This window comes from Neorhizobium sp. R1-B, from assembly GCF_004368875.1.
GTDB lineage: Bacteria > Pseudomonadota > Alphaproteobacteria > Rhizobiales > Rhizobiaceae > Neorhizobium > Neorhizobium huautlense.
On the sequence record NZ_SOEM01000005.1, the window covers coordinates 94,709 to 121,416 of the forward strand.

Annotated in this window: 29 protein-coding genes; 15 read left to right on the forward strand and 14 right to left on the reverse strand. The window is 59.4% G+C overall.

Features of this window, described 5'->3' with window-relative positions; all coding sequences use genetic code 11:
* Window positions 1-2: 2 nt before the first annotated feature.
* From EDE05_RS09510 to napE, 4 genes are all read right to left on the reverse strand, one after another.
* On the reverse strand, window positions 3-494 hold the full coding sequence (locus EDE05_RS09510; RefSeq protein ID WP_105371124.1) for a nitrate reductase cytochrome c-type subunit: 492 nt from the start codon (window positions 492-494) through the stop codon (window positions 3-5).
* Window positions 464-2,968, reverse strand: coding sequence for a periplasmic nitrate reductase subunit alpha (gene napA / locus EDE05_RS09515; RefSeq protein WP_134100708.1), 2,505 nt, complete (start codon window positions 2,966-2,968; stop codon window positions 464-466). The genes EDE05_RS09510 and napA overlap by 31 nt, the downstream gene beginning before the upstream one ends.
* Window positions 2,943-3,230: a chaperone NapD gene (locus EDE05_RS09520; protein WP_112797847.1), complete on the reverse strand. Its 288-nt coding sequence runs from the start codon at window positions 3,228-3,230 to the stop codon at window positions 2,943-2,945. The genes napA and EDE05_RS09520 overlap by 26 nt, the downstream gene beginning before the upstream one ends.
* Before the next feature lie 226 nt (window positions 3,231-3,456).
* Window positions 3,457-3,642 carry a periplasmic nitrate reductase, NapE protein gene (napE, locus tag EDE05_RS09525; RefSeq protein WP_112798023.1) on the reverse strand — a complete coding sequence of 62 codons (186 nt, stop codon included), beginning with the start codon at window positions 3,640-3,642 and terminating at the stop codon, window positions 3,457-3,459.
* A 187-nt stretch (window positions 3,643-3,829) separates the two neighbouring features.
* Between napE and EDE05_RS09530 the strand changes: the two genes are divergently transcribed.
* The 4 genes from EDE05_RS09530 to EDE05_RS09545 all read left to right on the forward strand — a co-directional run bounded on the left by EDE05_RS09530 (window position 3,830) and on the right by EDE05_RS09545 (window position 8,412).
* Entirely contained in the window at window positions 3,830-5,344 is a 1,515-nt protein-coding gene (locus tag EDE05_RS09530; RefSeq protein ID WP_112797843.1) for a UbiD family decarboxylase, read from the forward strand.
* Between the two features lie 65 nt (window positions 5,345-5,409).
* Window positions 5,410-6,081, forward strand: a complete 672-nt coding sequence (ric, locus tag EDE05_RS09535) for an iron-sulfur cluster repair di-iron protein (RefSeq protein ID WP_105371130.1) — start codon at window positions 5,410-5,412, stop codon at window positions 6,079-6,081.
* Window positions 6,078-7,271 carry an NnrS family protein gene (locus tag EDE05_RS09540; protein ID WP_134100711.1) on the forward strand — a complete coding sequence of 398 codons (1,194 nt, stop codon included), beginning with the start codon at window positions 6,078-6,080 and terminating at the stop codon, window positions 7,269-7,271. Before ric ends, EDE05_RS09540 begins: the two co-directional genes overlap by 4 nt.
* 142 nt (window positions 7,272-7,413) lie before the next feature.
* Window positions 7,414-8,412 (forward strand): GlxA family transcriptional regulator, encoded by a 999-nt coding sequence (locus EDE05_RS09545; RefSeq protein WP_134100714.1) that lies wholly within the window; start codon window positions 7,414-7,416, stop codon window positions 8,410-8,412.
* A gap of 3 nt (window positions 8,413-8,415) precedes the next feature.
* On the opposite strand, the gene EDE05_RS09550 is transcribed toward EDE05_RS09545, so the two are convergent.
* On the reverse strand, window positions 8,416-8,574 hold the full coding sequence (locus EDE05_RS09550; protein WP_105371133.1) for a YqaE/Pmp3 family membrane protein: 159 nt from the start codon (window positions 8,572-8,574) through the stop codon (window positions 8,416-8,418).
* A 209-nt stretch (window positions 8,575-8,783) separates the two neighbouring features.
* Here EDE05_RS09550 and EDE05_RS09555 point away from each other — a divergent pair, with 209 nt between their 5' ends.
* Complete coding sequence (locus tag EDE05_RS09555) at window positions 8,784-9,227, forward strand: MarR family transcriptional regulator (RefSeq protein ID WP_245519875.1); 444 nt, start codon at window positions 8,784-8,786, stop codon at window positions 9,225-9,227.
* A 91-nt stretch (window positions 9,228-9,318) separates the two neighbouring features.
* Here EDE05_RS09555 and EDE05_RS09560 read toward each other — a convergent pair whose 3' ends face one another.
* The 4 genes from EDE05_RS09560 to EDE05_RS09575 form a co-directional block, all read right to left on the reverse strand.
* Entirely contained in the window at window positions 9,319-9,720 is a 402-nt protein-coding gene (locus EDE05_RS09560; protein ID WP_105371135.1) for a response regulator, read from the reverse strand.
* A gap of 11 nt (window positions 9,721-9,731) precedes the next feature.
* Window positions 9,732-11,438: an ATP-binding protein gene (locus EDE05_RS09565; protein WP_105371136.1), complete on the reverse strand. Its 1,707-nt coding sequence runs from the start codon at window positions 11,436-11,438 to the stop codon at window positions 9,732-9,734.
* Window positions 11,439-11,599: 161 nt separating this feature from the next.
* Window positions 11,600-12,115, reverse strand: a complete 516-nt coding sequence (locus EDE05_RS09570) for an RES domain-containing protein (RefSeq protein ID WP_105371137.1) — start codon at window positions 12,113-12,115, stop codon at window positions 11,600-11,602.
* The gene (locus EDE05_RS09575) at window positions 12,108-12,479 is read right to left on the reverse strand and encodes an antitoxin Xre/MbcA/ParS toxin-binding domain-containing protein (RefSeq protein WP_105371138.1); all 372 of its coding nucleotides are present in this window, start codon (window positions 12,477-12,479) and stop codon (window positions 12,108-12,110) included. Before EDE05_RS09575 ends, EDE05_RS09570 begins: the two co-directional genes overlap by 8 nt.
* Window positions 12,480-12,644: 165 nt before the next feature.
* Between EDE05_RS09575 and EDE05_RS09580 the strand changes: the two genes are divergently transcribed.
* Both EDE05_RS09580 and EDE05_RS09585 read left to right on the forward strand, forming a co-directional pair.
* Window positions 12,645-14,174: a carboxypeptidase gene (locus EDE05_RS09580; RefSeq protein ID WP_245519876.1), complete on the forward strand. Its 1,530-nt coding sequence runs from the start codon at window positions 12,645-12,647 to the stop codon at window positions 14,172-14,174.
* A gap of 35 nt (window positions 14,175-14,209) precedes the next feature.
* A complete protein-coding gene (locus EDE05_RS09585; RefSeq protein ID WP_105371139.1) occupies window positions 14,210-14,587 on the forward strand; it encodes a VOC family protein in 378 nt (125 codons plus the stop codon).
* An 82-nt stretch (window positions 14,588-14,669) separates the two neighbouring features.
* Here the strand turns inward: EDE05_RS09585 and pcaF are convergent, their stop codons facing one another.
* From pcaF to EDE05_RS09605, 4 genes are all read right to left on the reverse strand, one after another.
* Window positions 14,670-15,875 (reverse strand): 3-oxoadipyl-CoA thiolase, encoded by a 1,206-nt coding sequence (gene pcaF / locus EDE05_RS09590; protein ID WP_112798021.1) that lies wholly within the window; start codon window positions 15,873-15,875, stop codon window positions 14,670-14,672.
* A 9-nt stretch (window positions 15,876-15,884) separates the two neighbouring features.
* On the reverse strand, window positions 15,885-16,589 hold the full coding sequence (locus EDE05_RS09595; RefSeq protein ID WP_112797835.1) for a CoA transferase subunit B: 705 nt from the start codon (window positions 16,587-16,589) through the stop codon (window positions 15,885-15,887).
* Complete coding sequence (locus tag EDE05_RS09600; RefSeq protein ID WP_134100717.1) at window positions 16,586-17,293, reverse strand: 3-oxoacid CoA-transferase subunit A; 708 nt, start codon at window positions 17,291-17,293, stop codon at window positions 16,586-16,588. The genes EDE05_RS09595 and EDE05_RS09600 overlap by 4 nt, the downstream gene beginning before the upstream one ends.
* Before the next feature lie 190 nt (window positions 17,294-17,483).
* Complete coding sequence (locus EDE05_RS09605) at window positions 17,484-17,768, reverse strand: acylphosphatase (RefSeq protein ID WP_134100725.1); 285 nt, start codon at window positions 17,766-17,768, stop codon at window positions 17,484-17,486.
* Between the two features lie 233 nt (window positions 17,769-18,001).
* Here EDE05_RS09605 and EDE05_RS09610 point away from each other — a divergent pair, with 233 nt between their 5' ends.
* From EDE05_RS09610 to uxuA, 8 genes are all read left to right on the forward strand, one after another.
* On the forward strand, window positions 18,002-18,757 hold the full coding sequence (locus EDE05_RS09610; RefSeq protein ID WP_134100728.1) for an IclR family transcriptional regulator: 756 nt from the start codon (window positions 18,002-18,004) through the stop codon (window positions 18,755-18,757).
* A gap of 84 nt (window positions 18,758-18,841) precedes the next feature.
* A complete protein-coding gene (locus EDE05_RS09615) occupies window positions 18,842-19,096 on the forward strand; it encodes a WGR domain-containing protein (RefSeq protein WP_134100731.1) in 255 nt (84 codons plus the stop codon).
* Window positions 19,097-19,244: 148 nt separating this feature from the next.
* A complete protein-coding gene (locus tag EDE05_RS09620; RefSeq protein WP_112797823.1) occupies window positions 19,245-19,985 on the forward strand; it encodes a FadR/GntR family transcriptional regulator in 741 nt (246 codons plus the stop codon).
* A gap of 39 nt (window positions 19,986-20,024) precedes the next feature.
* Entirely contained in the window at window positions 20,025-20,999 is a 975-nt protein-coding gene (locus tag EDE05_RS09625) for a sialic acid TRAP transporter substrate-binding protein SiaP (RefSeq protein WP_112797821.1), read from the forward strand.
* A 65-nt stretch (window positions 21,000-21,064) separates the two neighbouring features.
* Window positions 21,065-21,637 (forward strand): TRAP transporter small permease, encoded by a 573-nt coding sequence (locus EDE05_RS09630; protein WP_112797819.1) that lies wholly within the window; start codon window positions 21,065-21,067, stop codon window positions 21,635-21,637.
* Window positions 21,638-21,642: 5 nt separating this feature from the next.
* On the forward strand, window positions 21,643-23,055 hold the full coding sequence (locus EDE05_RS09635) for a TRAP transporter large permease (RefSeq protein WP_112797817.1): 1,413 nt from the start codon (window positions 21,643-21,645) through the stop codon (window positions 23,053-23,055).
* A 9-nt stretch (window positions 23,056-23,064) separates the two neighbouring features.
* The gene (locus EDE05_RS09640; protein ID WP_112797815.1) at window positions 23,065-24,108 is read left to right on the forward strand and encodes an L-idonate 5-dehydrogenase; all 1,044 of its coding nucleotides are present in this window, start codon (window positions 23,065-23,067) and stop codon (window positions 24,106-24,108) included.
* A gap of 23 nt (window positions 24,109-24,131) precedes the next feature.
* A complete protein-coding gene (gene uxuA / locus EDE05_RS09645; protein WP_112797813.1) occupies window positions 24,132-25,328 on the forward strand; it encodes a mannonate dehydratase in 1,197 nt (398 codons plus the stop codon).
* A gap of 14 nt (window positions 25,329-25,342) precedes the next feature.
* Here uxuA and EDE05_RS09650 read toward each other — a convergent pair whose 3' ends face one another.
* Entirely contained in the window at window positions 25,343-26,584 is a 1,242-nt protein-coding gene (locus EDE05_RS09650) for an ROK family transcriptional regulator (protein ID WP_112797811.1), read from the reverse strand.
* Window positions 26,585-26,708 lie beyond the last annotated feature (124 nt).

The following is a 26,708-nucleotide window of genomic DNA, read 5'->3' on the forward strand; positions in this document are numbered from 1 at the left end:
AGCTACTTTCCTCCCAGATGCTCGACGCCCATTTCGCTCATGTCGCGGAACGTATTGCCGACAAGCGGCTGCACCTCCGCTTGAGGCACATGGCAGGCGGTGCAGAAATAGCGCCGTGGGGAGACGTCCGCGAGCATCTGCCCCTCGCGGGTCATGTAATGGGTGACGCTGATCATCGGGGCGCCTGCGCCCTCGGTGAATTCCCGCTTGTGGCAGGAAAGACAGCGATTGGTATTGACGGAAAGCTGGTAACCTTCGATCGAATGGGGAATGACCGGCGGCTGGTCCGGGTAGGCCCGCATTTTGCGGACGTCGTCCACGTTCCATTTCGGCATCGGCTTTGCGGGAACCATGTCCATTCCGCCAGGTGGTCCCGACAATTCCCGAACCATTTGAGCGACTGCGAGGTTCGTTGAGAACACTGCAGCAAAGACGGCAAGGGCGGCCAAAAAGGAACGGAGGATTATGCGACGGGGAGAATCTTCACAGCGCATTTCTTGTAGTCCGTCTGTTTCGAGATGGGATCGGTAGCGTCTAGGGTGACCTTGTTGATCAATTGACTGGCGTCGAACCATGGCACGAAGATCACGCCCGGCGGCATGCGGTTTCGCCCGCGGGTTTCCACACGCGACCGGATTTCACCCCTTCGGGAAACGATCCTGACTTCCATTCCCTGATTGAAACCACGTTTCCTGGCATCATCGGCGTTCATGAAACATCGGGCGCCAGGGAAAGCCTTGTACAGTTCCGGTACGCGCATGGTCATCGAACCGGAATGCCAATGTTCCAAGACGCGACCCGTCACCAACCAGAAATCGTACTCCTTATCGGGAGATTCAGCCGGAGGCTCGTAGGGAACCGCGAGAATGACGGCCCTGCCGTCCGGACGACCATAGAACTTTACCCCCTCGCCGGACTTGACATAGGGATCATAACCCTCGCGATAGCGCCACTTGGTCTCTTGGCCATTCACAACCGGCCAGCGCAGGCCGCGCTCCTGATGATATCGGTCATAGGGCGCCAGATCATGGCCATGACCCCGCCCAAAGGACGCGTATTCCTCGAACAGCCCCTTCTGGATATAGAAACCAAATGCATAGGCTTCGTTGTTCGGGTACGACTGATCGACCTCGCTGAGCGGGAACTGGTCTACCTGCCCATTCTTGAACAATACCTCGAACAACGTCTTGCCGCGGTAATCCGGATGTTTGTCCAGCATTTCCGCCGGCCAGACCTCATCCGTGGTGAAGCGCTTTGAGAATTCCACCAACTGCCACAGATCGGACCTCGCTTCGCCCGGCGCCTGAACAAGCTGATGCCAGACATGGGTACGGCGCTCGGCGTTACCGTAGGCTCCTTCCTTCTCGACCCACATCGCCGCAGGCAGGATCAGATCTGCCGACATGGCGGTGATCGTCGGGTATGCGTCGGATACCACGATGAAGTTGTCTGGATTGCGGTAGCCCTGATAGGTCTCGTTCTTCGTGTTCGGTGCAGCCTGAACGTTGTTGTTGACCTGCACCCAATAAAAGCTGAGCTTCCCATCCTTGAGCATGCGGTCCTGCTGCACGGCATGGTAGCCGGGTTTATCCGGAAGAAGGCCTTCCGGCAGCTTCCAGATTTCCTCCGCATGGTGGCGGTGTTCAGGATTGGTTACCGTCATGTCGGCCGGCAGCCGGTGTGCGAAGGTGCCGACTTCGCGCGCGGTACCGCAGGCCGACGGCTGACCGGTCAGTGAAAACGGTCCGTTGCCCGGTTCGGAGATCTTACCGGTCAACAGATGGAGATTGTACAGCATGTGGTTTGCCCAGACGCCGCGGACGTGCTGGTTGAAGCCCATTGTCCAGAGCGACATCACCTTCCGGTTCGGGTCTGCGTAGAGGTCCGCAAGCTGCTGCAAAAAGCCCGGATCCGCACCCGTCAGGTCTGCCACTTTTTCAAGGGTATAGTCGGAAACGAACTTCTTGAAACTTTCGAAGTCGGTCGGCTCCATGTTGGCGGGGTTGGCCGCATTGGCCGCCTTGAGCTCCAGCGGATCTTCCGGCCGCAGGCCGTAGCCGATATTGGTCACGCCCTTCATGAAGGTCGTATGGTTCCTGACAAATTCCTCGTTGACCTTGCCGCTGGTGATGATGTGGTTAGCGATATAGTTCAGGATGGCGAGATCGGTCCCGGGCGTGAAGATGACGGGAATATCCGCAAGATCCATGCTGCGGTGAGTGAAGGTCGACAGGACGGCAACCTTGACGTGCTGATGTCCGAGCCGCCTGTCCGCAAGGCGCGTCCAGAGGATCGGATGCATCTCCGCCATATTCGAGCCCCAGAGCACGAAGGCGTCCGCATTTTCGAAGTCGTCGTAACAGCCCATCGGCTCATCCATACCGAAGGTGCGCATGAAGGCGTAGGCAGCCGACGCCATACAATGGCGGGCGTTGGGATCGAGGTTGTTCGAACGGAAGCCGGCGCGCATCAACTTGGTTGCAGCATAGCCCTCGAAGATCGTCCATTGGCCGGAGCCGAACATTCCGACTGCTGTCGGCCCCTTCTCCTTCAGTACCTTCTTGCACTGGTCGGCCATCACATCGAAGGCTTCATCCCAGCTTACGGGCTCGAACTCGCCATCCTTGGCATATTTCCCGTTTCGCTTTCTCAAGAGCGGCGTCTTCAGGCGGTCTTCGCCATACATGATCTTGGAGAGAAAATAGCCCTTGATGCAGTTCAGGCCGCGGTTGACCTCGGCCTGCATATCGCCGTGGGTGGCAACGACCTGGCCTTCCTTGACGCCGACCATGACCCCGCAACCCGTGCCGCAGAACCGACATGGGGCCTTCGACCACTTGATCTCCAGCGACTCTACCCCGCCAGGTACCGGCTGGGCGCCTGCCGGAAGCGCGATCCCGGCAGTCGCGGCCGCTATCCCCGCCGCATGCGCCTTGATAAGGTCACGCCGCGTCAATTCTCCGATCATCAGACATTGCCTCCACGTTTTCGGAGTGTTCGAACACCATATTGGCGGCCACCACCCCGTCGATTGCAGATATTGCCGAGAGAGACGCACCGAGCTCGCCGCTGCTGGCGCCTTCGATGACAACAACGATCTTGCCGCCCTGCATGGCGTGAACTTCCACCCTCTCGATCGCCGCCAAATCCCGCACGACGCGTTCTTCGGCTTCAGGCCTCACGACGATGACGGCGCTGGAGATGTAGTGGCGGTTCGCTTTTTCAGGCATGCGTCATCCTTCGGCGCTTGCTCAAGGCCGTATTTGTCTGAAGCCTGCGGACGCAGGCACGGCGCCCGCCAGCTTGTTTGCCAGCGATCAAGGAGGGACATCGGCCGGCAAGCCCAACATCGGTTGCAAAGCCGCGCGCCGCATTACGCAAGGAGGTGGGCGAGACAGCCACCCTGCCGGTATCAGTCTTTCGCCAGGAAAATGACGCCGCAAACATCAGAACACCTCAATGACCGGGAGGTCCGGGCGGACCGGTGATAATCTGGTACATCCAAACGAGAAAGCCGTAGCCGCCCACCACTCCGACAGCCACGATGGGCCAGATGCCGAATGCCAGCACAAGGAAAGTGAGGAACTCCCTCCACCGGCTTCGGGGCAGCTCCTCGTGTTGCTGAAGGGGAAGATCAGGCACGCTCACCTCCTCTGGGGCCATCTCTTGCTCTAAGATGGATCATCGTCCGAACTCGTCAACCCGGGTCTGCACCCTATTCTCGCCGCCGCGGAAGGCGAGGCGACTATGACTGAGACTAGCGCATCGACGGTTCCGTAACTTGCGCCAGCGCAAAGACATATTGTCTGCAGCCCGGCACATCTCGCGCATGAAAGCAGATGTCACTCCTCGTCGCCACGCAAGCCTTCAGGATTTCGTCAGCTTCCTGGAAAAGCGCGGCAGTCTCAAACGGATAGCCCGCCCCGTTTCCCTGGTTCACGAAATTACCGAAATCCACCGGCGCGTGCTTGCGGACCACGGGCCTGCGCTCCTGTTCGAACAACCCGTCGACGCGTCGGGAACAACGCAGACCATCCCGCTTCTGGCAAATCTCTTCGGCACCCGCGAACGGATCGAATGGGGCCTGGGCCTTGAGGCCGGAGGGCTTCCTCAACTTGCCGCCTTCCTCGCCGAACTGCGTGAACCGAAGCCGCCGAAATCAATGCGTGACGCCTGGCAAAAACTGCCTCATTTGAGGGCCGCCTTGTCCATGAACGCGCGTCCGGTTTCTCGCGCCCTCTGCCAGCAGGTTGTCTGGCAAGGACGTGAGATCGACCTCGACCGGCTGCCGATTCAATCCTGCTGGCCGGGGGAGCCGGCTCCCCTCATCACCTGGCCGCTGGTCATCACTCACGCGCCGGACGACCCGAGCGATCTCAACGTCGGCATTTACCGCATGCAGAAGCTCGGCCGAAACCGCCTGATCGTACGCTGGCTGGCAAATCGAGGCGGCGCCCGGCATCATCGCATGTGGCAAGCGCTCGGCCGCGACATGCCGGTAGCCGTCGCGATCGGAGCCGATCCTGCGACGATCCTTGCCGCCGTCATGCCCCTTCCCGACGGGATGAGCGAACTCAGTTTTGCGGGTGTCCTGAAAGGCAGACGGCAGGAAACGACAACCGGGCTGACGGTTCCCCTTCCCGTTCCCGCGCAAGCCGAAATCGTGCTGGAAGGCACGGTCTCTGCGACCGAGGCCGCCGAAGAGGGCCCCTACGGAGACCATACCGGATATTACAACGCCGTCGAGCCGTTCCCCGTGCTTAGCCTGTCGGCCATCACCATGCGTCACCAGCCGATCTACCTCTCGACCTATACCGGCCGACCGCCGGACGAACCCTCACGGCTCGGCGAGGCCATGAACGATCTCTTTCTGCCGCTGATCAAGGGGCAGTTCCCGGAGATTGTCGACCTCTGGCTTCCCCCGGAAGCGTGTTCCTATCGCGCCATCGTCGTCTCGATCAACAAGCGATATCCGGGTCAGGCAAGGCGGATCATGATGGGATTGTGGTCGATCCTACCGCAGTTCAGCTACACCAAGCTCATCATCGCAGTGGATCCCGATATCAATGTCAGAAGCTGGCCGGACGTCGTCTGGGCGCTTTCGACGCGCTTCGACGCCAGCCGTGATCTCCTCGTCGTAGATAGAACACCGATTGATTACCTCGACTTTGCCTCCCCGCAGCCCGGACTTGGCGGCAAGCTGGGCCTGGATGCGACGAGCAAGATCGGCGCCGAAACCGAGCGGGCATGGGGCGAGGTGCTGACCATGCCTTCCGAGGTGGCCGACAGGGTCGACGCCCTGTGGGCGTCGCTGGGGCTCGACGGCAATCGTCATGACCATTGAAGGAACAGTCGATCCGCGACCGTGAAAGACGAAAGACCCAACTCGATCAACCTCAGGAGGACAAGATGACCGACCTCGCACTGGACCAGACCGTCAGTTCAATTGCCGCAACGCTGCCGGGCGCGGCAGAGCTCTTCCGCCGCCATGACATCAGCTTCTGCTGCGGTGGCAACGTACCTCTCGGCGAAGCGGCGCAAGATGCGGGCCTGGCACCCGAAGCTCTGCTGGCCGATCTTAAAGCGCTGGCGCAAGCTGCCGGGCGCGACGCGCCGTCCGAAACGAAGGAACTCATCTCTCACCTTCTGAGCCGGTATCACGCCACCCACCGGGAAGAACTCGCCTGGCTCATCCCGCTTGCCCAGAAGGTCGAGCGGGTCCACGGAAGCCATCCTTCGGCGCCGGTCGGACTTGCTGACGCTCTGGCCAAGCTTCGGGACGATCTCGATGCTCATATGGCGCGGGAAGAGCAGATACTTTTCCCGATGATGCAACGGGGCGGCAGCCCGTCTATCGGGCATCCGATAGCCGAGATGCGGCATGAGCACGATGACGAAATGGAGCATCTGAAGGCCATCGAGCATGTGACGCACGGGCTCTCCCTGCCGGCCGGCGCCTGCGGCTCCTGGACGGCTCTCTATACCGGGCTGCGAAAATTCACCGACGATCTCGTCACGCACATGCATCTCGAAAACGCCGTGCTCTTTCCTCGTTTCGAGAAGGCAGAGTTGGCGGATTGACCACCCGCTCTTCGGAGTCCGTCTGGCGCTCGCTGTGGGATGCACCGCACCGTCCGCTGTTCTTTCTGGCCGGTCTTTGGGCATTCATCACACCCGGCGTCTGGTTGCTTCCAGAAAGTCTCTTGCCGGATCGGGCAAGCTGGCACCAGAACGAACTATTGTTCGGGATGGGTGGTGCGGCAGTGGGTGGTTATCTGCTGACCGCGCTACCTGCCTGGGCAAAACGGGGGCCGATTCCGCCGCCGATTTCGAAGCTCGTCACCACCCTCTGGATTGCTGCACGCGTCGTCGCTGCTTTCGACGTCATGCCCTCTCCGGCCCGCGCGCTCGGAGGCAGCATCTATTTCTTCAGTCTGGCCCTGATCCTTGGATATTATCTCCTCTTGGCCGGAGCCTTGGGCCGGCTGTGGGCCGTCTTCGCAACGGCCGCGCTTGGAACGGCTGCCGCGCTCTCCTTTTCAGGCGGAGGCTCGTGGGTGCCTCTGGAAGAAATGACCGGCAATCCCTTTCTGTTCGCCATGATCATCATCATCGTGGGCGGCCGGGCCGTGCCCGCATTCACGCGCCATTGGGTCCAACAGACCGGCGATATGGCGTTCGGATGGGACTGGCCCTGGCTTTCACGCGCAGCAATCCTCACCGTTCTGGGCGCTGCCTATCTCGGCACGGTGAATCATAATACCGTGGCAGGTTCTCTTTTCGTCGTGGCGGCATTGCTTCTGTCTGCGCGGACTGCAGGGTGGTGCGGTTACAAGGCCTTTCGTTATCCGGCATTGCTCATGCTGCATATCGCGTGGATGTGGACGCCGGTCGCCTTGCTGCTCACCGGCTCATCCCTGCTCAACCCGCACTGGCTTACACTGAAAGACGCGGTCCATGCCGTCACCATGGGCGCCATGGGTACCATGATCATGTCCATCATGATGCGGACCGCCATGGTCCGTAAGGGTCGTCAACTCGTTCTCAGTCCAGTAATGGCGGCCGCTTTCTCGCTTATCTGCCTGTCGAGCCTTCTCAGAATATTCGGGGCATCGCTTGGCCATGGAATTGTCGATCCCATTATCTCGTCGGCCGGGTGCTGGATGGCGGGCTGGGCGCTCTTCTTGTGGAGCTATCTGCCTGCATTGACAGGGCCGGTGCGGAGACCCGTCCTCAGTTCGGGACTGAGATCCGACACCGATCGGGAGTGAGCAGCCCGAACCTGCAGCCGATCAATTGCCTTTGCGGTTTTTTTAAACTGCAACCTGTGGCAGCTTCCGGAAAGCGGAAGCGGGACACCAACATGCCGCTTCCGCTCACTGAAGATATTCATGGCCGGGATGCGTAGGAATAATGGCTTACCAGAGTGCGACGTTGCCAGAGGGCGGGCCATTTGCCGACGAGCAGCATTTCGATATTCTCGTGCTGCCGGAGACGAACCTGATCCTCGTGGCCTCGGTCATCGAACCTCTTCGTGCCGCCAACCGTATTACCGGCCGCGAGCTTTATCGCTGGAAGCTTTTCTCGCCGGATGGTCGTCCTATCGAAACGAAGGCCGGCATACCCATCCCCGTCTTAGCTCCTTTCCGTCCTGCGCGCGAGACGGACCCGCTCTTTGTGCTCTCAAGCTACAGCTGGAAAAAAAGCACCACGCGCGAGCTAAAATTCCTGCTCTCGCAAACGGCACGCCATCGCTCCTTGATCGCCGGTATTGAAGCGGGCTCCTTCGTTCTGGCGGACACCAGCTTGCTCGACGGTTTTTCCGCCACCACGCATTGGGAAGACTTCGAAGATTTTTCGGCCGCCTATCCACAGGTGAACATGATCCGGGAACGCTTCGTTATCGACGGCAAACGCATCACCACCGGCGGGTCGCTGCCGACATTGGATCTGATGCTGGAGTTGATCCGGCGCGCACATGGCTATTCGCTGGCGCTCGAAGTGTCGCGTCTCTTCATCTATGAGCAGGAACGCACCCGCGGCGACCTCCTTCAGATGCCGGCGATCGGCAACATGCGGATCATCGATAGCCGCGTGCAAGCCGCCATCAGGCTGATGGAGGAAACGGTCGAGGCCCCGCTTCCCCTATCCCGGCTGGCGAGGCGGGCGGGCGTGAGCTCCCGCCATTTGCAGGACATTTTCCGCGGCACGATGGGGGTTGCACCGCGCGAACATTATCTTGCGCTGAGACTCAATGCCGCTCGCCGGAAGGTTATCGAAACTCGTGCTACTTTCGCAGACATCGCTGCCGCGACCGGTTTCAATTCCGCCTCGGCTTTTTCACGCTGCTACCGCGCCCATTATCGTGAAAGTCCGAGCGACACCCGCCGCAGGCTCAAAGCGAGGATCTGAACGTCACTTCTTTAGGATCACCCAGAGCGCATGCACAATGCCGGGCAGCCAGCCAAGCAGGGTCAGCAGGATGTTCAACCAAAAGTGCAGGCCCAGACCCACCTGCAGAAACACGCCGAGCGGTGGGAGGATGAAAGCAAGGAGAATGCGGATGATGTCCAAAAGAGTTCCTCCAAGTGGAAATTCCGCGGACAACGTTCCCCGAGGAGGAAGGTTTCAGCCGATCCTCACGTCACCAATCCGCGGAACCTGCTTGTGCCCTCTCCGTTTCTCCGCTACCCCGCTTACATAACCATTTCAGCAAGAAGGATCACCGCCCAGTGATGGCTGAAGATCTGCAGTCCAAGAACGCAACTTCCACGGAATGGAGGATGCAGCATCCTCGCGCTGTCTATTTCCTCAATCAGACGAGCCACGCAGTGCGGAGCCGGCTCGAATTGGGGCTCGCCTCACTGCAGATAACTCCAATCCAGTACACAGTCCTCAGTGTCATTGGCGCTCGAGACGGCCTCTCCTCGGCCGATCTCTCCCGCCGCTTCTTCGTCACGCCGCAGACGATGAACGAACTGATTGCGGGCCTACAGCGCCGCAAGCTCATTGTCCGCAAGGAGGATCCGGCCAACCGCCGGATTCTCCGAATGAGTCTGACTGCGGAGGGCAAGCGGCTGGTCGAGGCATGCGATATCGCGGCCGATGCAATCGAGCGCGAGATCTTTTCCTTTCTTCCGCAAGAGACATACGAGCAGTTCCGCGATCTCTGTCGTCTGATCGCCCGCAATCTGCGCGAGCGCGATGAGGCAACAAAGCCGGAATGACGAATGCGGCGCGGCCGCAAGCGTCTGAATCCTGACCCGTTACCGAGCCACCTGCGCCCGGACATGAGAAACGCTACCTGACCTGACGTCTTCAAAGGGCTCGACCAACCGCCCTGTCATTTTCGATACGCGTGACGCAGCCGGCGAGCTTGGCCAGGAGCAGGTCGAAATCAATCGGCTTGGTCAGGTAGTCCGCCGCTCCGGCACGCAGGCCCGTCAGCACGTTTTCCTTGTCCGTCAGTGCCGTCAGCAGGATGAAGGGAATGTTGGAAAGCTCGGGGTGATTGACTTGAATTTCGGCAAGCAGTTGCTGCCCATCCATGATCGGCATGGAGATGTCGCAGATGACGATATCCGGCCAGTGGGACAAGATGACCTCAAGCCCTTCCTGCCCATTGGCAGCCTCCAGGGTCTTGAACCCGGCATCGGTCAGTTCCTCGACGATCAGCTGGCGAATGTCAGCTTCGTCATCGATGCAAAGTACGGTCATCATTGGGGCATTCCTTATGCTGCCTGTTTGACAAGATTGGCGAGAGGTCCGTCGGTTGGAAGCGCAACGGTGAACGTCGTTCCCTTACCAAGAGAGCTTTCAACGGAAACGGAGCCGCCATGAAGGTCGATAATCTGCTTGACGATATTGAGACCGATGCCGGTGCCCGCGATACCGCTCGCGCTACGGGCTCGATAGTAAGGCTGGAAGAGCTTGGGCAGGTCCTCGGCATCCATGCCGATGCCGCCATCGGCAATCGACACGACCGCCATCCGGTCTTGCAACCAGGCAGTAATATGAATGTCCGGTGCCTGCGGAGCATATTTGGTGGCATTGGACAGAAGGTTTGTAATGACCTGCTCGATTGCGGCGCGATCGGCAAGAACCGTCTCTGGCAATTTAACCAGATCCCGGTGAAAGACGTGCGATTTACGGATCTCGGCTTGGCGTTCGCAACAGCTCTCAATCAAGTCCGTTAGCGAAAACCGCTCCAACTTGATCTCTGCCTTTCCGGTTTCCAGTCTGCCCGCAGACAATATGCTTTCCATAAGATCGACCATACGCAAGACTGCCGAGCGTATCTGGGCCGCTTTTTCGGCGACATAATCGGGTTTGCTGCTGGCCTTGGCGCGGGATAGGCGCTGTGCCGCGGCATCGATGACGGCAAGCGGGGTGCGAAACTCATGGGAGGCCATTGCCACGAACTGGCGCTGCAGGGCATTCACGTGACGTTCCTGGGCCAAAAGCCGGTCAAGCTCTTCCCGCTGCCGTTCGATTTCCATTGTCCGGAGCTTGACCGTCTCCTCCAGCTCGTCCCGGTGGCGCATCAACGCGAGCCGGCTTTCCGATAGATCGACGGAAGTCTTGTGCAAACCCCGACCAAGGAAGATCACCACGCCCATTGCCACGACGGCGCCGGCAAGACCGGCAGGCGCGATCTGTTCAATCAGCATCATGCCCGGACGGATCGGCTCCCAGACAAGGTATCCGAGCGGTTGCCCCGCCGTCGAGACGATCGGAACCGCCGCCAGGGACGGTGGCGACGCGCTTGCATAGTGCAATTTGTCGAGCCGTGCATAGCGGCCGATCTCACCAACGACGGCACTGTCGAGGAATTTTACGGCAACGGTGACATATTCCTGCCCAGGAGCCAGGGACACTTTCTCCGAACTCGGTACGATCGGTCTTGCGCTGACAACGGCGGGATGGCCGTCGATGTTGACGATCTTGGTCTCGAAAATTTCGGCGATTTCCGGTTGAGCAACATCTTCCTGGCTGGCCCGCTTGCGCAGGACTAGACGAATGGCGTCCCTCAGCGCGGTCACCGACTCGGCATCATTGAGGAATGTGGGAACCGGGATATCCTTGCCGTCCCGCACAACATAAGCCAGTTCGTCCTGCGGATTGAACACATAGGTCCGGTCATGGCCGAAATATTGATGCATCCAAATGCCGAGATTGTAGGAAACCCATTCGCGCGGCCCGGTGGGGGCGAAAAGCACGGCATCATCCCAGGTGGTGACGCTTTCCAACTCCCGCGCCACGGCCCTCACCTGCTCATCAAGGCCTTGCTTGACGAAGTCCTTCTGCCGCTCCATGGCGATGTCGTCGACCTTTGTCGATGCAAGCCAGGCAAAGCCTGCGATGAGAACCGCAGCCAATGCCGTCAACAATGTGAGCACGAATGTGACGTGCGATTTGATCCGATTGTCCTGCTGCATGTCCGCCGCTTTTGTTTCGACGCATCATTCATCCCAAAATATTACATTATCCTAAACTTTGAATGCTAAGGTTGAGCATGCATCCGACTCCAGCCACCGGTTTAGGATCAGGATGAGGCATCTGTCACACCGCAGGATGGACGTTTGCTCGCGGTGCTGGGCTACAGCCAGGAAGCTGGCCCTTTCGGCAAACGCCCTTCCGGATCGATGACCTCGATTTTGGGAAGTCCCGCACCGTTCCAGCGCCAAAGCGCGACGCAGGTGCCCCCGGGCGACATGAAGGACGGATAGACGACGCCGTCAAACCCCAATCCCATCAACCTTCCCCTGAGGGCGTGGGTCGCCGGCAGCCGCCCGGCATCCAGGTCGGCCCGCCATTCGCATCGATGTATGGTCTCTTCGATATCGAATTCCGCCAGGGTTTCGGAATTGTTGAGGTCGGCCAATCGCGCGCCCTCTAGCCGCAGTTGAGCGATCAGGGCCGGGTGCTGGACGAACCCCTGATTGTATTCGGCCCATGCAGTCGACAGTTCGAGCGCAGCGTAGATGGCCGGCGCTCCGACGGGATTCCAGCGCCCGCCAAAACGCGCCGCTCCCTCCCCGGAAAGCGGTGCATGGGCCCAGCGCGGCACATAAGCCCGCCACAGCACCAAAGGGGCAGAACCGGCGTCAGGCATAGACGCCGGAACGCACCGCTTCCAGATAGGCGAGAACCTTGTCCGCCTTGCCCTCGCCCACCAGGTCATAGGCGGTCTTGCCGGCCCATCCCGGGATGGGCTGATGCTTGAACCAGATCGCCGCGCGGTTTTCGTCTCCCGCCATCTCGCTCGCCATCGCGAGAATGCGGACAACGGGGCTCAACGCAGCATCCACCTTACGGGCTCCGCTCTTGGCCGTCAGAGTGTTGCGGGCGACACCGATCAACTTTGCCAACTCGGCGTGAGTCACGCCTAGCAGATCAGACACCCGCCGCGGCGAAAGGAATGAAGATTGCGGAGCACCAAAGGACGCCGCCCCGACTTCAAAGGCATGGGCAGGCATTGAGCGCATTCCTTTCAAAATTTGACATCTTGTGGATCAATATGAGGAAAAAATGTTTCCGTTTCAAGATCAGTGTTCCCCTCCATCGGCCAATCAAAAGGAGTTGAGTTTTACGGATCGACAAGAGACCCTACATAAGCCTGGGCTGGCCAGGAGGATTCCGTTTTGCAGTTTCACCATCTCGTTGCGCCCATCGTCGTGCTTCTGGCTCTTTGTTCGCCGGTTTCTGCACAACAGCAGCCGAACGCGGACGAACCCCGCGAACCTAGCCACTCGACGGAACAAGGCGCCGCCGGCGGTATATTCGCTTTGATCCCGGCTGACGCAACGAAGGAACTCCTGTTCAAGGGGCGTTCCGAAGAGGTCCCATATACCGCAACGGCCGGTACGCTTGATCTCTTTAGTCAGGACGGCACCCGTTCCGCAAAGATCTTCTACACCGCCTATGTCGCCAAGAACGGCACCTCGGACCGCCCGCTCACCTTCGTGTTCAATGGCGGTCCCGGCGCGTCTTCCGCCTATCTCCATCTGGGTCTCGTCGGCCCGCGGATCCTCGAATTCGGTGAGACCGGCGACAACGGCACAACGCCCGCCCTCAAGGACAATCCGGAAAGCTGGCTTGCATTTACCGATCTGGTGCTGATCGACCCAGTCGGTACCGGCTGGAGCCGCCCCGCCAGCGACGACGCCGCAAAAAGCTTTTACGGCGTTCGCCAAGACGCCGACAGTTTAGCCAAAGTCATTGCTCTCTATGTCCAGAAGAATAATAGGCTCGAAGCGCCGAAATACCTGCTGGGCGAAAGCTATGGAGGCTTCCGCGCCGCCAAGGTGGCTGTTTCGCTAAAGAACACACAAGGGATCCTAACCTCCGGCATCATCATGCTGTCGCCGATGATAGAAGGGCGCTTCCTCGCCAATTCGGACGACCCTTTGAGCGCAGCGCTGCAGCTTCCCTCGCTTGCGGCAGCCGAACTCGAGCAGAAAAACGCCTTTACCCCGGACAGGCTGATCGAAGTCGAACGGTTTGCGATGCATGACTATCTTGCTTCGCTCGCAGGCCCCTTTCCCACCGGACCGGCTGCGGATTCCCTTTATAACCGGGTTGCTGCGCTTACCGGCATTTCGAAGGAGGCCATTGCCCGCACACGCGGCTTCGTCGGTGACATCTATGCCAAGCAGATGGCAGGCGAAAGCCGGATCGTCAGCCCTTATGACGCATCTTACGCGGTACCTGATGCCTATCCTGAAGACGTCTACAGCCGTAATGACGATCCGATACTGGATGGTTATACGCGTGCCTACGGCTCTGCATTCGCCGCCTATGCGCGTAATGAACTGGGCTTTGCGAGCGACATGACCTACAATCTTCTGAACGAGGAGGTGAACCGCCGCTGGGAATGGAACGGCGGGCATAGGGGAGATAGCCGCACCCTTGCGAGCGCCTCAACGGATATTCGTGATTTGCTCTCGACTATTTCCACTTTCCGGTTGCTGGTCGCCCACGGTTACAGCGATGCCCTGACGCCTTACGGCGCCAGTCGCTATGTTATCGACCACCTGCCGCCAGCGCTCGCGGCTGGCAGGACGGAGCTTCAGCTGTATCGAGGCGGGCACATGTTCTACACCCGTCCCGATTCCCGACACGGTTTCGCGACGAATGTAAGGGCCTTCTACGAGGCTAAACCGTCCAATTGAAGATGCACTCAACCCAAAGGCGCGAGGAGGCCGGAATGTCAGAGGCATTGGTGAATGTCAGATATATGGTCGATGATGTGGAAGCCTCGGTACGGTGGTACACGGAGAGTTTCGGGTTTACGCTGCTTTCCCTTCATCTGCCGGCCTTTGCCGATGTGAAGCTGGGTGCATTACGGCTCTTGCTCAGTGGCCGGACAAGTTCAGCGGGGCGGCCTATGCCGGACGGGGAATTGCCACGTCCCGGGGGCTGGAACCGCATTCATCTCGTCGTCGGCGATCTCGCCCAGGAGGTGGCGCGGCTTACTGCAGCCGGAGTCAACTTCCGCAACGACATCGTGACGGGGCCGGGAGGCTCGCAGATTCTGGCGGTCGATCCCTCGGGAAATCTGGTCGAACTGTTTCAGCCCGCCTGACATCGATGTGGTCGAGAGTCGGCTTCTCGCCAAGGCTTAGGGACGTTCCTCCCCTCCCTTTCGGGAAGGGAAATCCAAAAAATCAGGCGCGCTCCAGCGCTATGGCAATCCCCTGCCCGACGCCAATGCACATCGTGGCCAAGGCGTATCTGCCCTTGCGGATGGACAGTTCGAGCGCGGCCGTACCGGAAATGCGGGCGCCCGACATGCCGAGCGGATGACCAAGCGCAATCGCGCCGCCATTGGGGTTGATATGATCAGCATCCTCCGCAAGCCCGAGTTCGCGCAGAACAGCAATTCCCTGGCTCGCGAAGGCCTCGTTCAACTCGATCACGTCGAAATCTTTCGGTGTCAGCTTCAAGAGCGCGCAAAGCTTCTGCGTTGCCGGCGCCGGACCGATCCCCATGACGCGCGGGGGAACGCCGGCGGTCGCACCGCCCAGGATCCGGGCGATCGGTGTGAGGCCATATTTCCTCGCTGCGGCTTCCGAAGCGATGATCAGCGCTGCCGCCCCGTCATTGACGCCGGATGCATTGCCCGCAGTCACCGTGCCGCCCTCGATCTTGTTGACGGGTTTCAACTTGGCAAGCGCCTCGATCGAGGTCGTACGCGGATGTTCGTCCTTGCCGACGACAACCGGGTCACCTTTTCTCTGCGGTACAGTGACCGGGGTAATTTCCTTGCTCAGGCGCCCGTTTTCCTGCGCGGCAGCCGCCTTCGCCTGCGAACGCACTGCAAATGCGTCCTGGTCCTCGCGGGAAATCTTGTAATCGATTGCCACATTGTCGCCGGTCTCCGGCATGGAATCGACGCCATACTGCTTCTTCATCAACGGGTTGACGAAGCGCCAGCCGATCGTCGTGTCGTAAATCTCGGCATTGCGGGAAAAGGCAGTCTCCGCCTTCGGCATCACGAAGGGGGCCCGGCTCATGCTTTCCACCCCGCCGGCAATCATCAATTCCGCCTCGCCCGCCTTGATAGCGCGGGCAGCAGTGATCACGGCATCCATGCCTGAGCCGCATAACCTGTTCATCGTCGTCCCGGTCAACGAAACCGGCAGTCCGGCGAGCAGAACCGCCATTCGGGCAACATTGCGGTTGTCTTCACCCGCCTGATTGGCGCAGCCGTAAATCACGTCGCTGACAGCCTCCCAGTCGACCGAACCATTGCGCTCCATCAGGCTCTTCAGTGGGATAGCGGCAAGATCGTCAGCACGGACGGAGGAAAGCGAGCCACCGAAGCGGCCAATGGGAGTGCGGATATAGTCGCAGATAAACGCTTCAGTCATCATCTCTTCCTAGAGTTCAGGCACGACGAGATCGCCTACAGGCCCCTCGATATGAAGCTGTGCGCCGGTCATTGCCTGCAATTCGTCCACGGTCATGCCGGCTAGCTTTTCGCGCAGGACGAAATGGCCGCCTACCACGTCGACGACGGCATGGCTCGTGTAGACACGGGTTATGCAGGCAACCCCGGTTAGAGGGAAGGTACATTTTTCGACCAGCTTCGGCTCACCGTTTTTTGTGACGTGTTCGGTGATCACCGACACCTGCTTTGCGCCATGGACAAGATCCATGGCCCCACCGACGGCTGGCACCCCCTTTGAACCGACCCGCCAATTGGCAAGGTCCCCGTTCTGAGCGACCTGGAGAGCGCCGAGAATTGCAACGTCGAGATGGCCGCCGCGCACCATGGCGAAACTATCGGCATGATGGAAGAAAGCTGCGCCCGGTTTCAGCGTTACCGCCTTTTTCCCTGCATTGATGAGGTCCCAGTCTTCCTGACCGGCGGCGGGCGCTTCGCCGAAATTCAGGATACCGTTCTCCGTATGGAAGATCGCCTGTCGGCCCGGCGGCTGGTAACGGGCCACCATTTCCGGGAAACCGATCCCGAGATTGACATAGGCACCGTCAGCAATATCCTGAGCGGCACGCCAAGCGATCTGGGCGTTGGAAAGCTTGATATCTTCCCGCGTATTGATGCAGCTTGTATCGACTGTCATACGTAGGCCACTCCGGCTCGAATGAGCTCTTCTTCCTGCTGGGGATTTTCCACCTCGATGACCCGATCCACGAAGATGCCGGGCGTGACCACATGCTCGGGATCGATTTCGCCAGCCTGCACTATCTTCGAGACCTGTACGATCGTCTTGGCAGCCGCCATACACATCAGCGGATTGAAGTTGCGGGCGGCCTTGTTGTAGGTCAGGTTGCCGTAACTGTCGCCGAAATGCGCCTTGACGATTGCGAAATCAGCCTTCAGCCAGCGCTCCTGTACGTAATGTCGACCGTCAAATTCGGCGATTACCTTGCCTTGCGCAAGCTCGGTCCCGTAAGCGGTCGGCGTATAGAAGGCCGGAATACCGGCGCCGCCGGCGCGAATGCGTTCGGCGAGCGTACCTTGCGGCACCAGTTCGAGCTCGATCTCGCCGGCGAGATACTTGTCCGTGAAAGCGCGCGGATCGGACGATTTGGGAAACGAGCAGATCATCTTCCTGACCATGCCCGCGTCGATCATTGCCGCAATGCCGATCCGCCCGTTGCCGGCATTGTTGTTGACCACGGTGAGGTTCTTCGGCCTCTTGTCTATCAAGGCGTGAATGAGCTCGATCGGCGCGCCGGAACCGCCGAAACCACCGATCATGACGGTCGCGCCGTCATGGATTTCGGAAACGGCTTCCGCCAGGCTCCCGACTGTTTTGTCCATCTTGGTCTCTCTCCCATGGATCTGAGATGCCGCATTAAGGTCTGGGAGGGGCCAGAGGTCAACATGATTGTGCGATATTTGATATTTGTTCATATATCGCACAGAGGAGACAGACAACTGGTCGATTGGCAATTTCCAGATGCACCGCCTCGCCCGAATACCCGCCGGCAGCGCAGACAGACGCTCGCTGTCAACCGGTGATGAGGAATCCGCTCTGTGTCTCCGCCAGTTCAGTCCGCTGCGTCTCAATACGGGAGACTGAGGCCCCCGAAGGCCCGAGCCTGAAGCGTTCGATCATGGTCGAGATCGCACTGCCGGATCCTGAAATCAAAGCGGCTACAGACCCATCCGTTTCGTTGCGAACCCAGCCTGTCAGACCTAGCTTCATTGCTTCGTTGCGTGTCCAGACACGGTAACCGACCCCTTGCACCATACCCGTTATCCGCACCAGGACCGCCTCACGATCATTAGGCATAGCTGCCTCCCATTCGACAACGATTGTCAAAACGGAGGCTGGGCGGGCGGCAAGAAATATCGAACAACTATTGTAACCGCTTTTGCAGCCTCCTGACGCTGTCACTCTATAAAACGCCCGTAAAAAAGCTAGGTTACCTTGGCCGCAGCGACCTCGAAGTGCGTCGACGTCGGCTTGAGACAGTCGAAAAATAATCGGCTAAATGGAAAGGGAGGCACGGCAGGGATTCAATTATGCGGGAAACAGATTTCATCGGCGGCTTTGCGAAGGGCCTACGCGTGATCGAAGCTTTCGGGCAAACCCAGCCGCGTCTTTCGATCGCGGACGTTTCGAAGCTGACGGGGCTTGACCGTGCCACGGCGAGACGTTGTCTGCTGACGCTCTCCGAGCTCGGTTACGCAGATTACGATGGAAAGTTCTTTGCGTTGACGCCCAAGATCCTGAGGCTGGGGCATGCCTATCTGTCGGCGACCCCACTACCTCAAATCGTCCAGCCTTTTTTGGACAGGCTGGCCGAGGAAGTTCATCAGAGCGCATCGGCGAGCGTGCTGGACGGAACGGAAGTGGTCTATATCGCGCGTGCTTCCCAGCAGCGCGTCATGTCGATCAACCTGATGCCCGGCAGCCGTCTTCCGGCCTATTGTGCTTCAATGGGGCGGGTGTTGCTCGCGGCGCGTCCCGACGAGGAAGCGCGCCAGTTGCTCAACCGGACCACCCTCAAGGCCTTCACACCGCATACCAAGACCGACCCCGATCAGTTGATGGAAGAGATCGCTCGGGTCAGGGCGCAGGGTTTTGCAGTGATCGACCAGGAATTGGAGCTCGGCCTCTGCTCGATCGCAGTACCGCTCGAGAACGATCGAGGGCGCGTCGTTGCCGCCCTGAACATCGGCGCTCCAGCGGCAAGCGTCGCAGCGACCGAAATGGCGGCGCGCTTCCTTGCTCCTCTGAAGAGCATTGCCCGTTCTCTGCGCCCACTCTTGCACTGATCCATCACGATCATGAATCGATCCGCCGCGATCGATTCAATCAAGTCGTTGGACGGCTGAATCGCGAGTTGCGATTCTGCTCCCATGACTGACGATCCGCTGCTTCTCACCCGTTGCGATGCCTCCCGTAACATGTATCGCTTTTATGCACTGAATGTGGATGCCGACCTCTTCCACGGTAGTGCCCTGACCCGTCACTGGGGCCGCATCGGCACCAAGGGGCGTTTTTGCATCCAGCTTTTCGGCTCCCGCCAGGAAGCAGAGCGTCAGCTCGCCCTTATTTTGCGCCGAAAACTACGCCGCGGCTACCAAGCGATGCCATCGAAGACAGGCATATAGCGGATATCAGCACCGCTCAAAGCTTCGTGCATATTGTTCTATGCATACCGTTGACATTTTTCGGACCGGGTATATAAAACGGAAAGACTGGTAAGGCCAGTTGACCAGTGGCGCGCGGGAGGAGCTCGAGCGCCCAGGGAGGACCTGAATGTTTTCGGTCATCGCACCGCGCCGCCTCTACAGGCAGGCCGCGGATCAAATGCGCACGCTTATCGAGCGGGGCCAATTTGCTGTCGGAGACCGGCTGCCTGCCGAGCGGGAGCTTGCGGAAATGTTGCGCGTTTCGCGTCCGACGGTCCGGGAAGCCCTGATTGTGCTCGAAGTGGAAGGCTTCGTAAACATCCGCATGGGTTCGGGCGTCTATGTCTGCCGCCGACAGGCGCCGCCCAACCCCATCCCGTCCGAAAATATCGAAGGCCCTTTCGAGTTGCTCAGGGCGCGTTCGATCGTTGAATGTGCTATCGCGGAAGAAGCAGCACGCGCAGCCCGGCCTGACCACATTGCCGCCCTCGATCAAAACCTGCGTGCTATGTCGGATGCATTGGACGATCGGCCGACCGCACTTGCCTTGGATCGCGGTTTCCATACGGCCGTGGCCTCCATCGTCTCGAACGCGACGCTGGAGCGGTTCGTGGGTGAAATCCATGACATGCGCATGACGCCCTATTTCGAAAAGCTCGCAGGCTATTTCGAGAACCGGGACACGTGGCATAGCGCGCTTGAAGAACACCGAGCGATCCGGAATGCGATCGCAGCCGGCGATCCCGAGGGCGCCCGCGCAGCCATGCGAAACCATCTTGAACTGTCACAGCAGAGATTGTCGCAGAGTTTTGCGGAGGAGCAGGACAAGACCTCGCTCGCCAAACGGGGGCCGGCTGCAGCGCGCTAACGTGACAACATCATTTGACTTCAACTGGGAGGATAAGAAATGAAGTTCAAACTAACCGCAATCTTAGGTGCCACCGCCGCCATTCTGGCGTCGGCCTTGACCGCACAGGCGCAGACGGTGCTGAAATGGGCACATGTCTACGAAACCTCGGAGCCTTTCCATACGGAATCCGTCTGGGCGGCGGCAGAGATCAACAAGCGAACCAATGGCCGCTACAAGATCGACGTCTTCCCGGCCTCGCAGCTGGGCAAGGAAGCCGATATCAACCAGGGCCTCAAGCTCGGGACGGTCGACATGATCATCTCCGGCTCGAGCTTTGCAGCCCGTGAATATCCGCCGATCGGCGTCACCTATTTCCCCTATATCTTCCGCGATCCCGCCCATCTGATCGCCTATACGAAGAGCGACGTCTTCAAGCGCCTTGCCGAGGGATACGAAAAGGCGTCCGGCAACCATATCACCGCGGTCACCTACTATGGGACGCGCCACACCACGTCTAACAAGACGATTGCCAAATGCGCCGACATGAAGGGGCTGAAGATCCGCGTTCCGGATGTTCCGGCCTATCTCGCCATGCCGCGCGCCTGTGGCGCTAACACAACGCCGATCGCCTTTGCGGAAGTCTATCTCGCGCTGCAGAACGGTACGGTGGAAGCTCAGGAAAATCCGCTGACGACCATCGAGGCCAAGAAGTTCTATGAGGTGCAGAAGAACATTGTTCTGACAGGCCACATCGTCGACCACCTCAATACGGTCGTGTCCAAGAGCCGGTGGGCGAGCCTGTCCGACGAAGACAAGAAGATCTTTTCCGAAGTCATGGCGGAGGCCGCTGAACGCGGCACCAAGATCATCGACGAACGCGAAAAGGCACTGGTCGCCAAGTTCAAGGGCATGGGCATTGCGGTTACCGAAGTCGACAAGGCGGACTTCGAAAAGACCGTAATGGAAAAGGCCAAGATGGAAGACTTCGGTTACAAAAAAGAAGACTGGGAAGCCATCCGCGCCATCAAATAACAAGTGATGCCGCCGGCCTTGCGGATCGTAGGGCCGGCCTTTTCCCGCCATTGCCGGATTCCACAATGTCAAAAGAAATCCATAGCCCGATTACTGCAGAAGAGATCGCCCACACTTTCGAAGATACCGCACCAACGGCGCATGCCGCCGACTATGGCTTTGAAGATTGGCTGACGCTCATCGTCTTCTGGCTGATGACGGGCTGCGTATTCCTGCAGTTCTTCACTCGCTATGTCCTCAACGATTCCTATGCCTGGACCGAAGAGATCGCGATCAACTGCCTGATCGGCGTTGTCTTCCTCGGATCGGCGATGTGCGTGCGCGTCTCGCGCCATATTCAGGTGGACGTGCTCTATCATTATCTTCCCGCAGCATTTGCGCGGGTTTTATCGATCTTTGTCGATCTCGTTCGTATCGCCTTCTTCGCCTATGCCTGCTGGCTGATGTGGCGCTATGTGGAGATTGTCGCCCATGAGCGCATGGTGACGATCGACCTGCCCCGGAACATCGTCTTTTACAGCGTCCTGGCAGGCTTCGCTCTTATGCTCATCCGCTCCATCCAGGTTTTCGTCGGCAATCTGCGCCGCGGCTATTCCGTTCTCGAACGGCCTGAAATGTTCCAGAAGCTCGAGGACTGATCGTCATGTTGCTGCTCGTTGGTTCCTTCCTCGTTTTGATGCTCGTAGGCGTGCCCGTCGCCATCTCCATGGCGGTAGCCTCGGTCCTCTACCTTGTTCTCTACGGCGTTGCCCCCGACATCATCGCTGCGCAGCGAATGATTGCCGGCGTGGAGAGTTTCCCTCTGCTTGCCGTTCCCTTTTTCATCCTCGCCGGGAACCTGATGAATTCCGCAGGCGTCACCGGACGCATCTACTCCTTTGCCGTTGCTCTCGTCGGCTGGATGAGAGGCGGCCTGGCGCAGGTGAATATCATCGGTTCGGTCATCTTCTCCGGCATGTCCGGCACGGCACTCGCCGATGCGGCCGGCATCGGTACCATCGAAATCAAGGCGATGAAGGATCACGGCTATCCGGTGGAGGCGGCGGTCGGCGTAACAGCCGCTTCGGCAACGCTCGGACCGATCTTCCCGCCGTCGCTGCCCTTCGTCATCTATGGCATGATGGCGAATGTCTCGATCGGCGCCTTGTTCATGGCAGGCATCGTGCCAGGCGTCGTCATGACACTGCTGATGATGATCACAGTCGCCATCTTCGCTTATATCAAAAGCTGGGGTTCCGACACGCCTTTCAATCTTCGCCAGCTCGGATCGGCATCCCTGGAAGTCGTAATTGTCTTCGCTGTCCCACTGCTGATCTACCTGCTGATGTCTGCAGGCTTCTCGATGAATCTGGCGGTCGGCATCGCGCTGGTCGTTCTGCTTGCCCTTGACTGGTATTTCGACTTTTCGGCTGTTCTGGCGCTGATGACGCCTGTTATCCTGATCGGCGGCATGACCATGGGCTGGTTTACGCCAACGGAAGCGGCGGTTGCAGCGGTTCTGTGGTCACTGTTCCTCGGCCTCGTGCGTTATCGAACCATGACGCTGTCCACTTTGGCTCGCGCCACATTTGATACCATCGAGACGACCGCCTCGGTTTTGTTCATCGTCACGGCCGCGTCGATTTTCGCCTGGCTCCTGACGGTCAGCCAAGCGGCTCAAATGCTTTCCGGCGCGATCCTGACAATCACCGACAACAAGTGGGTTTTCCTGATCCTCGTCAACCTCCTGATGCTTTTCGTGGGCTGTTTCCTCGACACGATCGCTGCAATCACCATTCTGGTGCCGATCCTGCTTCCTCTGGTACTCCAGTTCGACATCGATCCGGTGCATTTCGGTCTGATCATGACGCTCAACCTGATGATCGGGCTCCTGCACCCACCGCTTGGCATGGTGCTTTTCGTGTTGTCGCGCGTTGCCAAACTGTCGGTGGAGCGTACGACGATGGCGATCCTGCCTTGGCTCGTGCCGTTGTTCATCGCACTCATCCTGATCACCTTCGTTCCGGCGATCACGCTCTGGCTGCCGACGGAATTCGGCCTTATCCGCGGCAATTGAGGAACTGACATGCGGACACGTTTCGCACGGCTGTATGGCGAACGCGATCTACGCATCGAAGAGGGGCCGTTTCCGGCTCCTCGCGAAGGCGAAGTCTTGTTGAGGATGGCGGCAGGCGGCATCTGCGGCTCCGATCTCCACTATTACCAGGATGGCGGCTTCGGCCCTGTCCGGGTGCGAGAACCGATCATCCCCGGGCACGAGGCAGCGGGATATGTGGAGACCCTGGGGCCGGGTGTCTCCGGAGTTGAAGTCGGCGCCCTGGTATCGGTCAATCCAAGTCGACCCTGCGGGCATTGTCGCTTCTGCAAAGAGGGGCTGCCGATCCACTGCCTCGAGATGCAGTTCATGGGGAGCGCCATGCGTCTTCCCCATGCGCAGGGCATGTTCCGCGACTATCTGGTCGTGCCGGCTCTCCAATGCCATCCCGCGGGCAAGATCGTGAGCGCTGGCGAGGCTGCCTGCGCCGAACCCCTTGCGGTCTGCCTCCACGCGGTCACGCAGGCGGGAGACTTATCCGGGAAGAGAGTGCTCGTGACTGGCGCCGGGCCAATCGGAGCACTGGTCGTAGCGGCGGCGCGTCAGGCCGGCGCTACAGAGATCGTCGTGACCGATCTCCTGGATGCGGCCCTGGAGCGCGCGTCTGCCATGGGCGCCAGCAGCACCATCAATGTCATGAAAAACCTAGCGGAACTGACCGTCTACGAAAAGGACAAGGGACAGTTCGACATAGCCTTCGAATGCTCGGCTGCGGCGCCGGCGATTCGGAGTGCAATCGCCACGGTCAAGCCTCGTGGCTTGATCGTTCAGGTGGGCGTTACCGGTGATACAGTTGTTCCTCTCAATGCGCTTGTCGGCAAGGAATTGCGTTGGATCGGCTCTCAACGGTTCGATAGGGAATTTTCGACTGCCGTCGATCTCATTTCCAGCCGCAGGATCGACGTGCGGCCGATCATCTCCCACACTTTCCCGATTACCCAAGCGCTCGCCGCCTTCGAACAGGCCGGGGACCGTTCCACCGCCTGCAAGGTGCAACTTACATTTCTGGCCTGAAAAGGCCCTCCGAGGACATTCCGATGAGACATACATGGCGGTGGTTCGGTCCGATCGACAAGGTAGGCGTAGAGGACGCAGCCCAGGCCGGGGCACAGGGGATTGTCAGTGCACTTCATCACATTCCGACCGGCGAAGTCTGGCCGATGGAGGAGATTGGCAAGCGTCATGATGAAATCAGAGCCGGAGGCCTGGTCTGGGATGTGGTCGAGAGCGTCCCTATCTCCGAAAGCATCAAGACCCAGACCGGCGACTGGCGCAGTCATATCGCAAACTGGCAGGAGACGCTCAGGCGTCTGTCGGCCTCGGGCATCCGCACTGTGTGCTATAACTTCATGCCGGTGCTCGACTGGACCCGCACGGATTTGCGCTGGACGGCACGCCACGGCGCCAAGGCCATGCGCTTCGACCTCATCGATTTTGTCGCCTTCGACCTTCATCTCCTGAAGCGCCCCGGCGCTGCCGAAGACTACGAGGAGGCCATTCGGGAAAAGGCAGCAGTCCGATTTGCGCAAATGCCCGACGAGCGGCGCACGGCACTCTCGAAGAACATCGGCGCAGGGCTTCCTGGCTCGGCAGACGGCTATACGCTGCCGCAACTGCTCGAGCTTTTGCAGACCTATTCCGGCATCACACGCGAAAAACTGCAGCAACATCTCGTCGACTTCCTGTCGGAAGTCACGCCGGTGGCCGAGCGTGTCGGCATCAATATCTGTGCGCATCCGGACGACCCACCATGGGCATTGCTCGGCTTGCCGCGCATTCTCTCCAGTGAAGAGGACTACCTTCATATGCTGGCGGCCGTCGATAGCTCGGCAAATGGGGTCACTTTCTGCACGGGTTCGCTTGGCGTCCGAGCCTCCAATGACTTACCCGCGATGGTGAGGCGTCTCGCGCCGCGCATCCATTTCGTCCACCTGCGCAACGTTCACCGTGAAGAGGAAGGCACGCCCTGCTCGTTTTTCGAAGACGAACATCTCGAGGGTGATACGGACATGGTCGCGGTCATCGCCGAACTGCTCGTCGAAGAGAAGCGCCGCAAGGCGCAAGGCCGCTCCGATCACCAGATACCGATGCGCCCGGACCACGGACAGGAAATTCTCGATGACCTCAAGCGCGGCGCCCAGCCGGGCTATCCTGCCATCGGCCGGCTGAAAGGGCTTGCCGAACTGCGTGGTATCGAACGCGCGCTATCCCACAGAACATATGGGCTTCCGTGATCTCGCAAGCGGATTTACAGTGACGGCGCGCCGCTCACTTCCTTGAACAAAACGCTCTGGTCGGTGAGATATTTGGCAAAGATAGGCAGGCTGGCCCCGCCGATCGCCCTTGCCTGCGAGCCGACTTTGCCTTCGACGATATCCGGAATGATCACGCCCTGCAGGTCCAGTCTGCCAACCGCATCTATAGTGGCGCTGACAATCCGTTTGCGGACCCAGCCGGGGAAACCGCCATCGATTACCGCTGCGCCAAAATCGATGATCGAGGCTGCCGCTATGATCGCCTGCGCCAGCGCGTCCGCCGTCTGCTGAATCCAAAGATCCAGAGGTTCTCCAAAATCGACCCAGCCGTCCGCAGAATACCAGAGCGGCTGCGGATCGATGCCTCGTTCATGCAAGAGGTTTTCCAGTACGAAAATAGAGGCGATATCAAGCAGCTGGCGCGTTTCCCCCGCCTTGCCGCGAACGGGCAAGGGCCCGACCGCACCCGCCGTTCCGGTACGGCCGGAAAAAATCGCAGAATTGAGAACGATACCGCCGCCGATAAACGACCCGATAAAAAAGTACACGAAATCCGGATAGGCCGGGCCGACGCCGAAGACGAGTTCTGCACCACAAGCGCTTGTCGCGTCGTTTTGCAGGTAAACGGCGTGCCGTACACGGCTGGCAATTTCGCCCTGCAGATCGAAGCTGCGCCAGACGTCCATCGCCCCCTCCGGAGCGCCTACCTCGTCTGCCCAGTTCCATAGCTCGAATGGCGCGGCGACGCCGATTCCGGCGATGCGACCACGCTCTGCCTCGTCCATCTGCGATTCGATACGCTCGATACCCGAAATGATGATGTCCAGGATTTTCGCCGGCTGCGGGTAGGCGTAGGTCTCATGATACTGCCGTCTTATTTTGCCCATGAAGTCCATAAGCACCAGGTCGGCGCTGCGGCGGCCGATCTTCACTCCGAAGGAATAGACGGCATCAGGGTTGAGCCGCATCGGCACCGAGGGCTGGCCTACCCGACCGCGTACCGGCTCTCCGCGCAAAAGCAGCCCGTCCTTTTCCAAAGACCGCATGATCACGGAAACGGTCTGTGCCGATAACCCGCTCCGCCTGGTGATGTCGGCCTTGGACATCGAGCCGTTCAGACGCACCAATGAAAGAACCAGCCTTTCATTATAGGCTCTGACACGCACCTGGTTGGCGCCGCCGGTAAGGTTGCCCGGCAGCGCTTGGACCTGACCCGCGCCATCTGAAACCGTCATCGGCTTTCCTCCCAGATCATCGGCCACCGCGAATTACCTCAGATTTCGAAATATCCGCGCGGACATTGATCAAAATTTCTGGTTGTCGCACCCCCGGAATTCCCGGGCCGTGAATCTCCTCCGC

Excerpts from the sequence above, each read along its gene's own strand:
- EDE05_RS09600 (WP_134100717.1), bottom strand. The coding sequence starts at position 17,293 with ATGGACAAAACAGTCGGGAGCCTGGCGGAAGCCGTTTCCGAAATCCAT.
- EDE05_RS09640 (WP_112797815.1), top strand. The coding sequence starts at position 23,065 with ATGCGGACACGTTTCGCACGGCTGTATGGCGAACGCGATCTACGCATC.
- EDE05_RS09510 (WP_105371124.1), bottom strand. The coding sequence starts at position 494 with ATGCGCTGTGAAGATTCTCCCCGTCGCATAATCCTCCGTTCCTTTTTG.
- EDE05_RS09555 (WP_245519875.1), top strand. The coding sequence starts at position 8,784 with ATGCAGCATCCTCGCGCTGTCTATTTCCTCAATCAGACGAGCCACGCA.
- EDE05_RS09565 (WP_105371136.1), bottom strand. The coding sequence starts at position 11,438 with ATGCAGCAGGACAATCGGATCAAATCGCACGTCACATTCGTGCTCACA.
- uxuA (WP_112797813.1), top strand. The coding sequence starts at position 24,132 with ATGAGACATACATGGCGGTGGTTCGGTCCGATCGACAAGGTAGGCGTA.
- ric (WP_105371130.1), top strand. The coding sequence starts at position 5,410 with ATGACCGACCTCGCACTGGACCAGACCGTCAGTTCAATTGCCGCAACG.
- EDE05_RS09615 (WP_134100731.1), top strand. The coding sequence starts at position 18,842 with ATGACTGACGATCCGCTGCTTCTCACCCGTTGCGATGCCTCCCGTAAC.
- napA (WP_134100708.1), bottom strand. The coding sequence starts at position 2,968 with ATGATCGGAGAATTGACGCGGCGTGACCTTATCAAGGCGCATGCGGCG.
- EDE05_RS09570 (WP_105371137.1), bottom strand. The coding sequence starts at position 12,115 with ATGCCTGACGCCGGTTCTGCCCCTTTGGTGCTGTGGCGGGCTTATGTG.
- EDE05_RS09625 (WP_112797821.1), top strand. The coding sequence starts at position 20,025 with ATGAAGTTCAAACTAACCGCAATCTTAGGTGCCACCGCCGCCATTCTG.
- EDE05_RS09560 (WP_105371135.1), bottom strand. The coding sequence starts at position 9,720 with ATGATGACCGTACTTTGCATCGATGACGAAGCTGACATTCGCCAGCTG.
- EDE05_RS09530 (WP_112797843.1), top strand. The coding sequence starts at position 3,830 with ATGAAAGCAGATGTCACTCCTCGTCGCCACGCAAGCCTTCAGGATTTC.
- EDE05_RS09610 (WP_134100728.1), top strand. The coding sequence starts at position 18,002 with ATGCGGGAAACAGATTTCATCGGCGGCTTTGCGAAGGGCCTACGCGTG.
- pcaF (WP_112798021.1), bottom strand. The coding sequence starts at position 15,875 with ATGACTGAAGCGTTTATCTGCGACTATATCCGCACTCCCATTGGCCGC.
- EDE05_RS09545 (WP_134100714.1), top strand. The coding sequence starts at position 7,414 with ATGGCTTACCAGAGTGCGACGTTGCCAGAGGGCGGGCCATTTGCCGAC.
- EDE05_RS09575 (WP_105371138.1), bottom strand. The coding sequence starts at position 12,479 with ATGCCTGCCCATGCCTTTGAAGTCGGGGCGGCGTCCTTTGGTGCTCCG.
- EDE05_RS09620 (WP_112797823.1), top strand. The coding sequence starts at position 19,245 with ATGTTTTCGGTCATCGCACCGCGCCGCCTCTACAGGCAGGCCGCGGAT.
- EDE05_RS09585 (WP_105371139.1), top strand. The coding sequence starts at position 14,210 with ATGTCAGAGGCATTGGTGAATGTCAGATATATGGTCGATGATGTGGAA.
- EDE05_RS09595 (WP_112797835.1), bottom strand. The coding sequence starts at position 16,589 with ATGACAGTCGATACAAGCTGCATCAATACGCGGGAAGATATCAAGCTT.
- EDE05_RS09605 (WP_134100725.1), bottom strand. The coding sequence starts at position 17,768 with ATGCCTAATGATCGTGAGGCGGTCCTGGTGCGGATAACGGGTATGGTG.
- EDE05_RS09635 (WP_112797817.1), top strand. The coding sequence starts at position 21,643 with ATGTTGCTGCTCGTTGGTTCCTTCCTCGTTTTGATGCTCGTAGGCGTG.
- EDE05_RS09520 (WP_112797847.1), bottom strand. The coding sequence starts at position 3,230 with ATGCCTGAAAAAGCGAACCGCCACTACATCTCCAGCGCCGTCATCGTC.
- EDE05_RS09650 (WP_112797811.1), bottom strand. The coding sequence starts at position 26,584 with ATGACGGTTTCAGATGGCGCGGGTCAGGTCCAAGCGCTGCCGGGCAAC.
- EDE05_RS09630 (WP_112797819.1), top strand. The coding sequence starts at position 21,065 with ATGTCAAAAGAAATCCATAGCCCGATTACTGCAGAAGAGATCGCCCAC.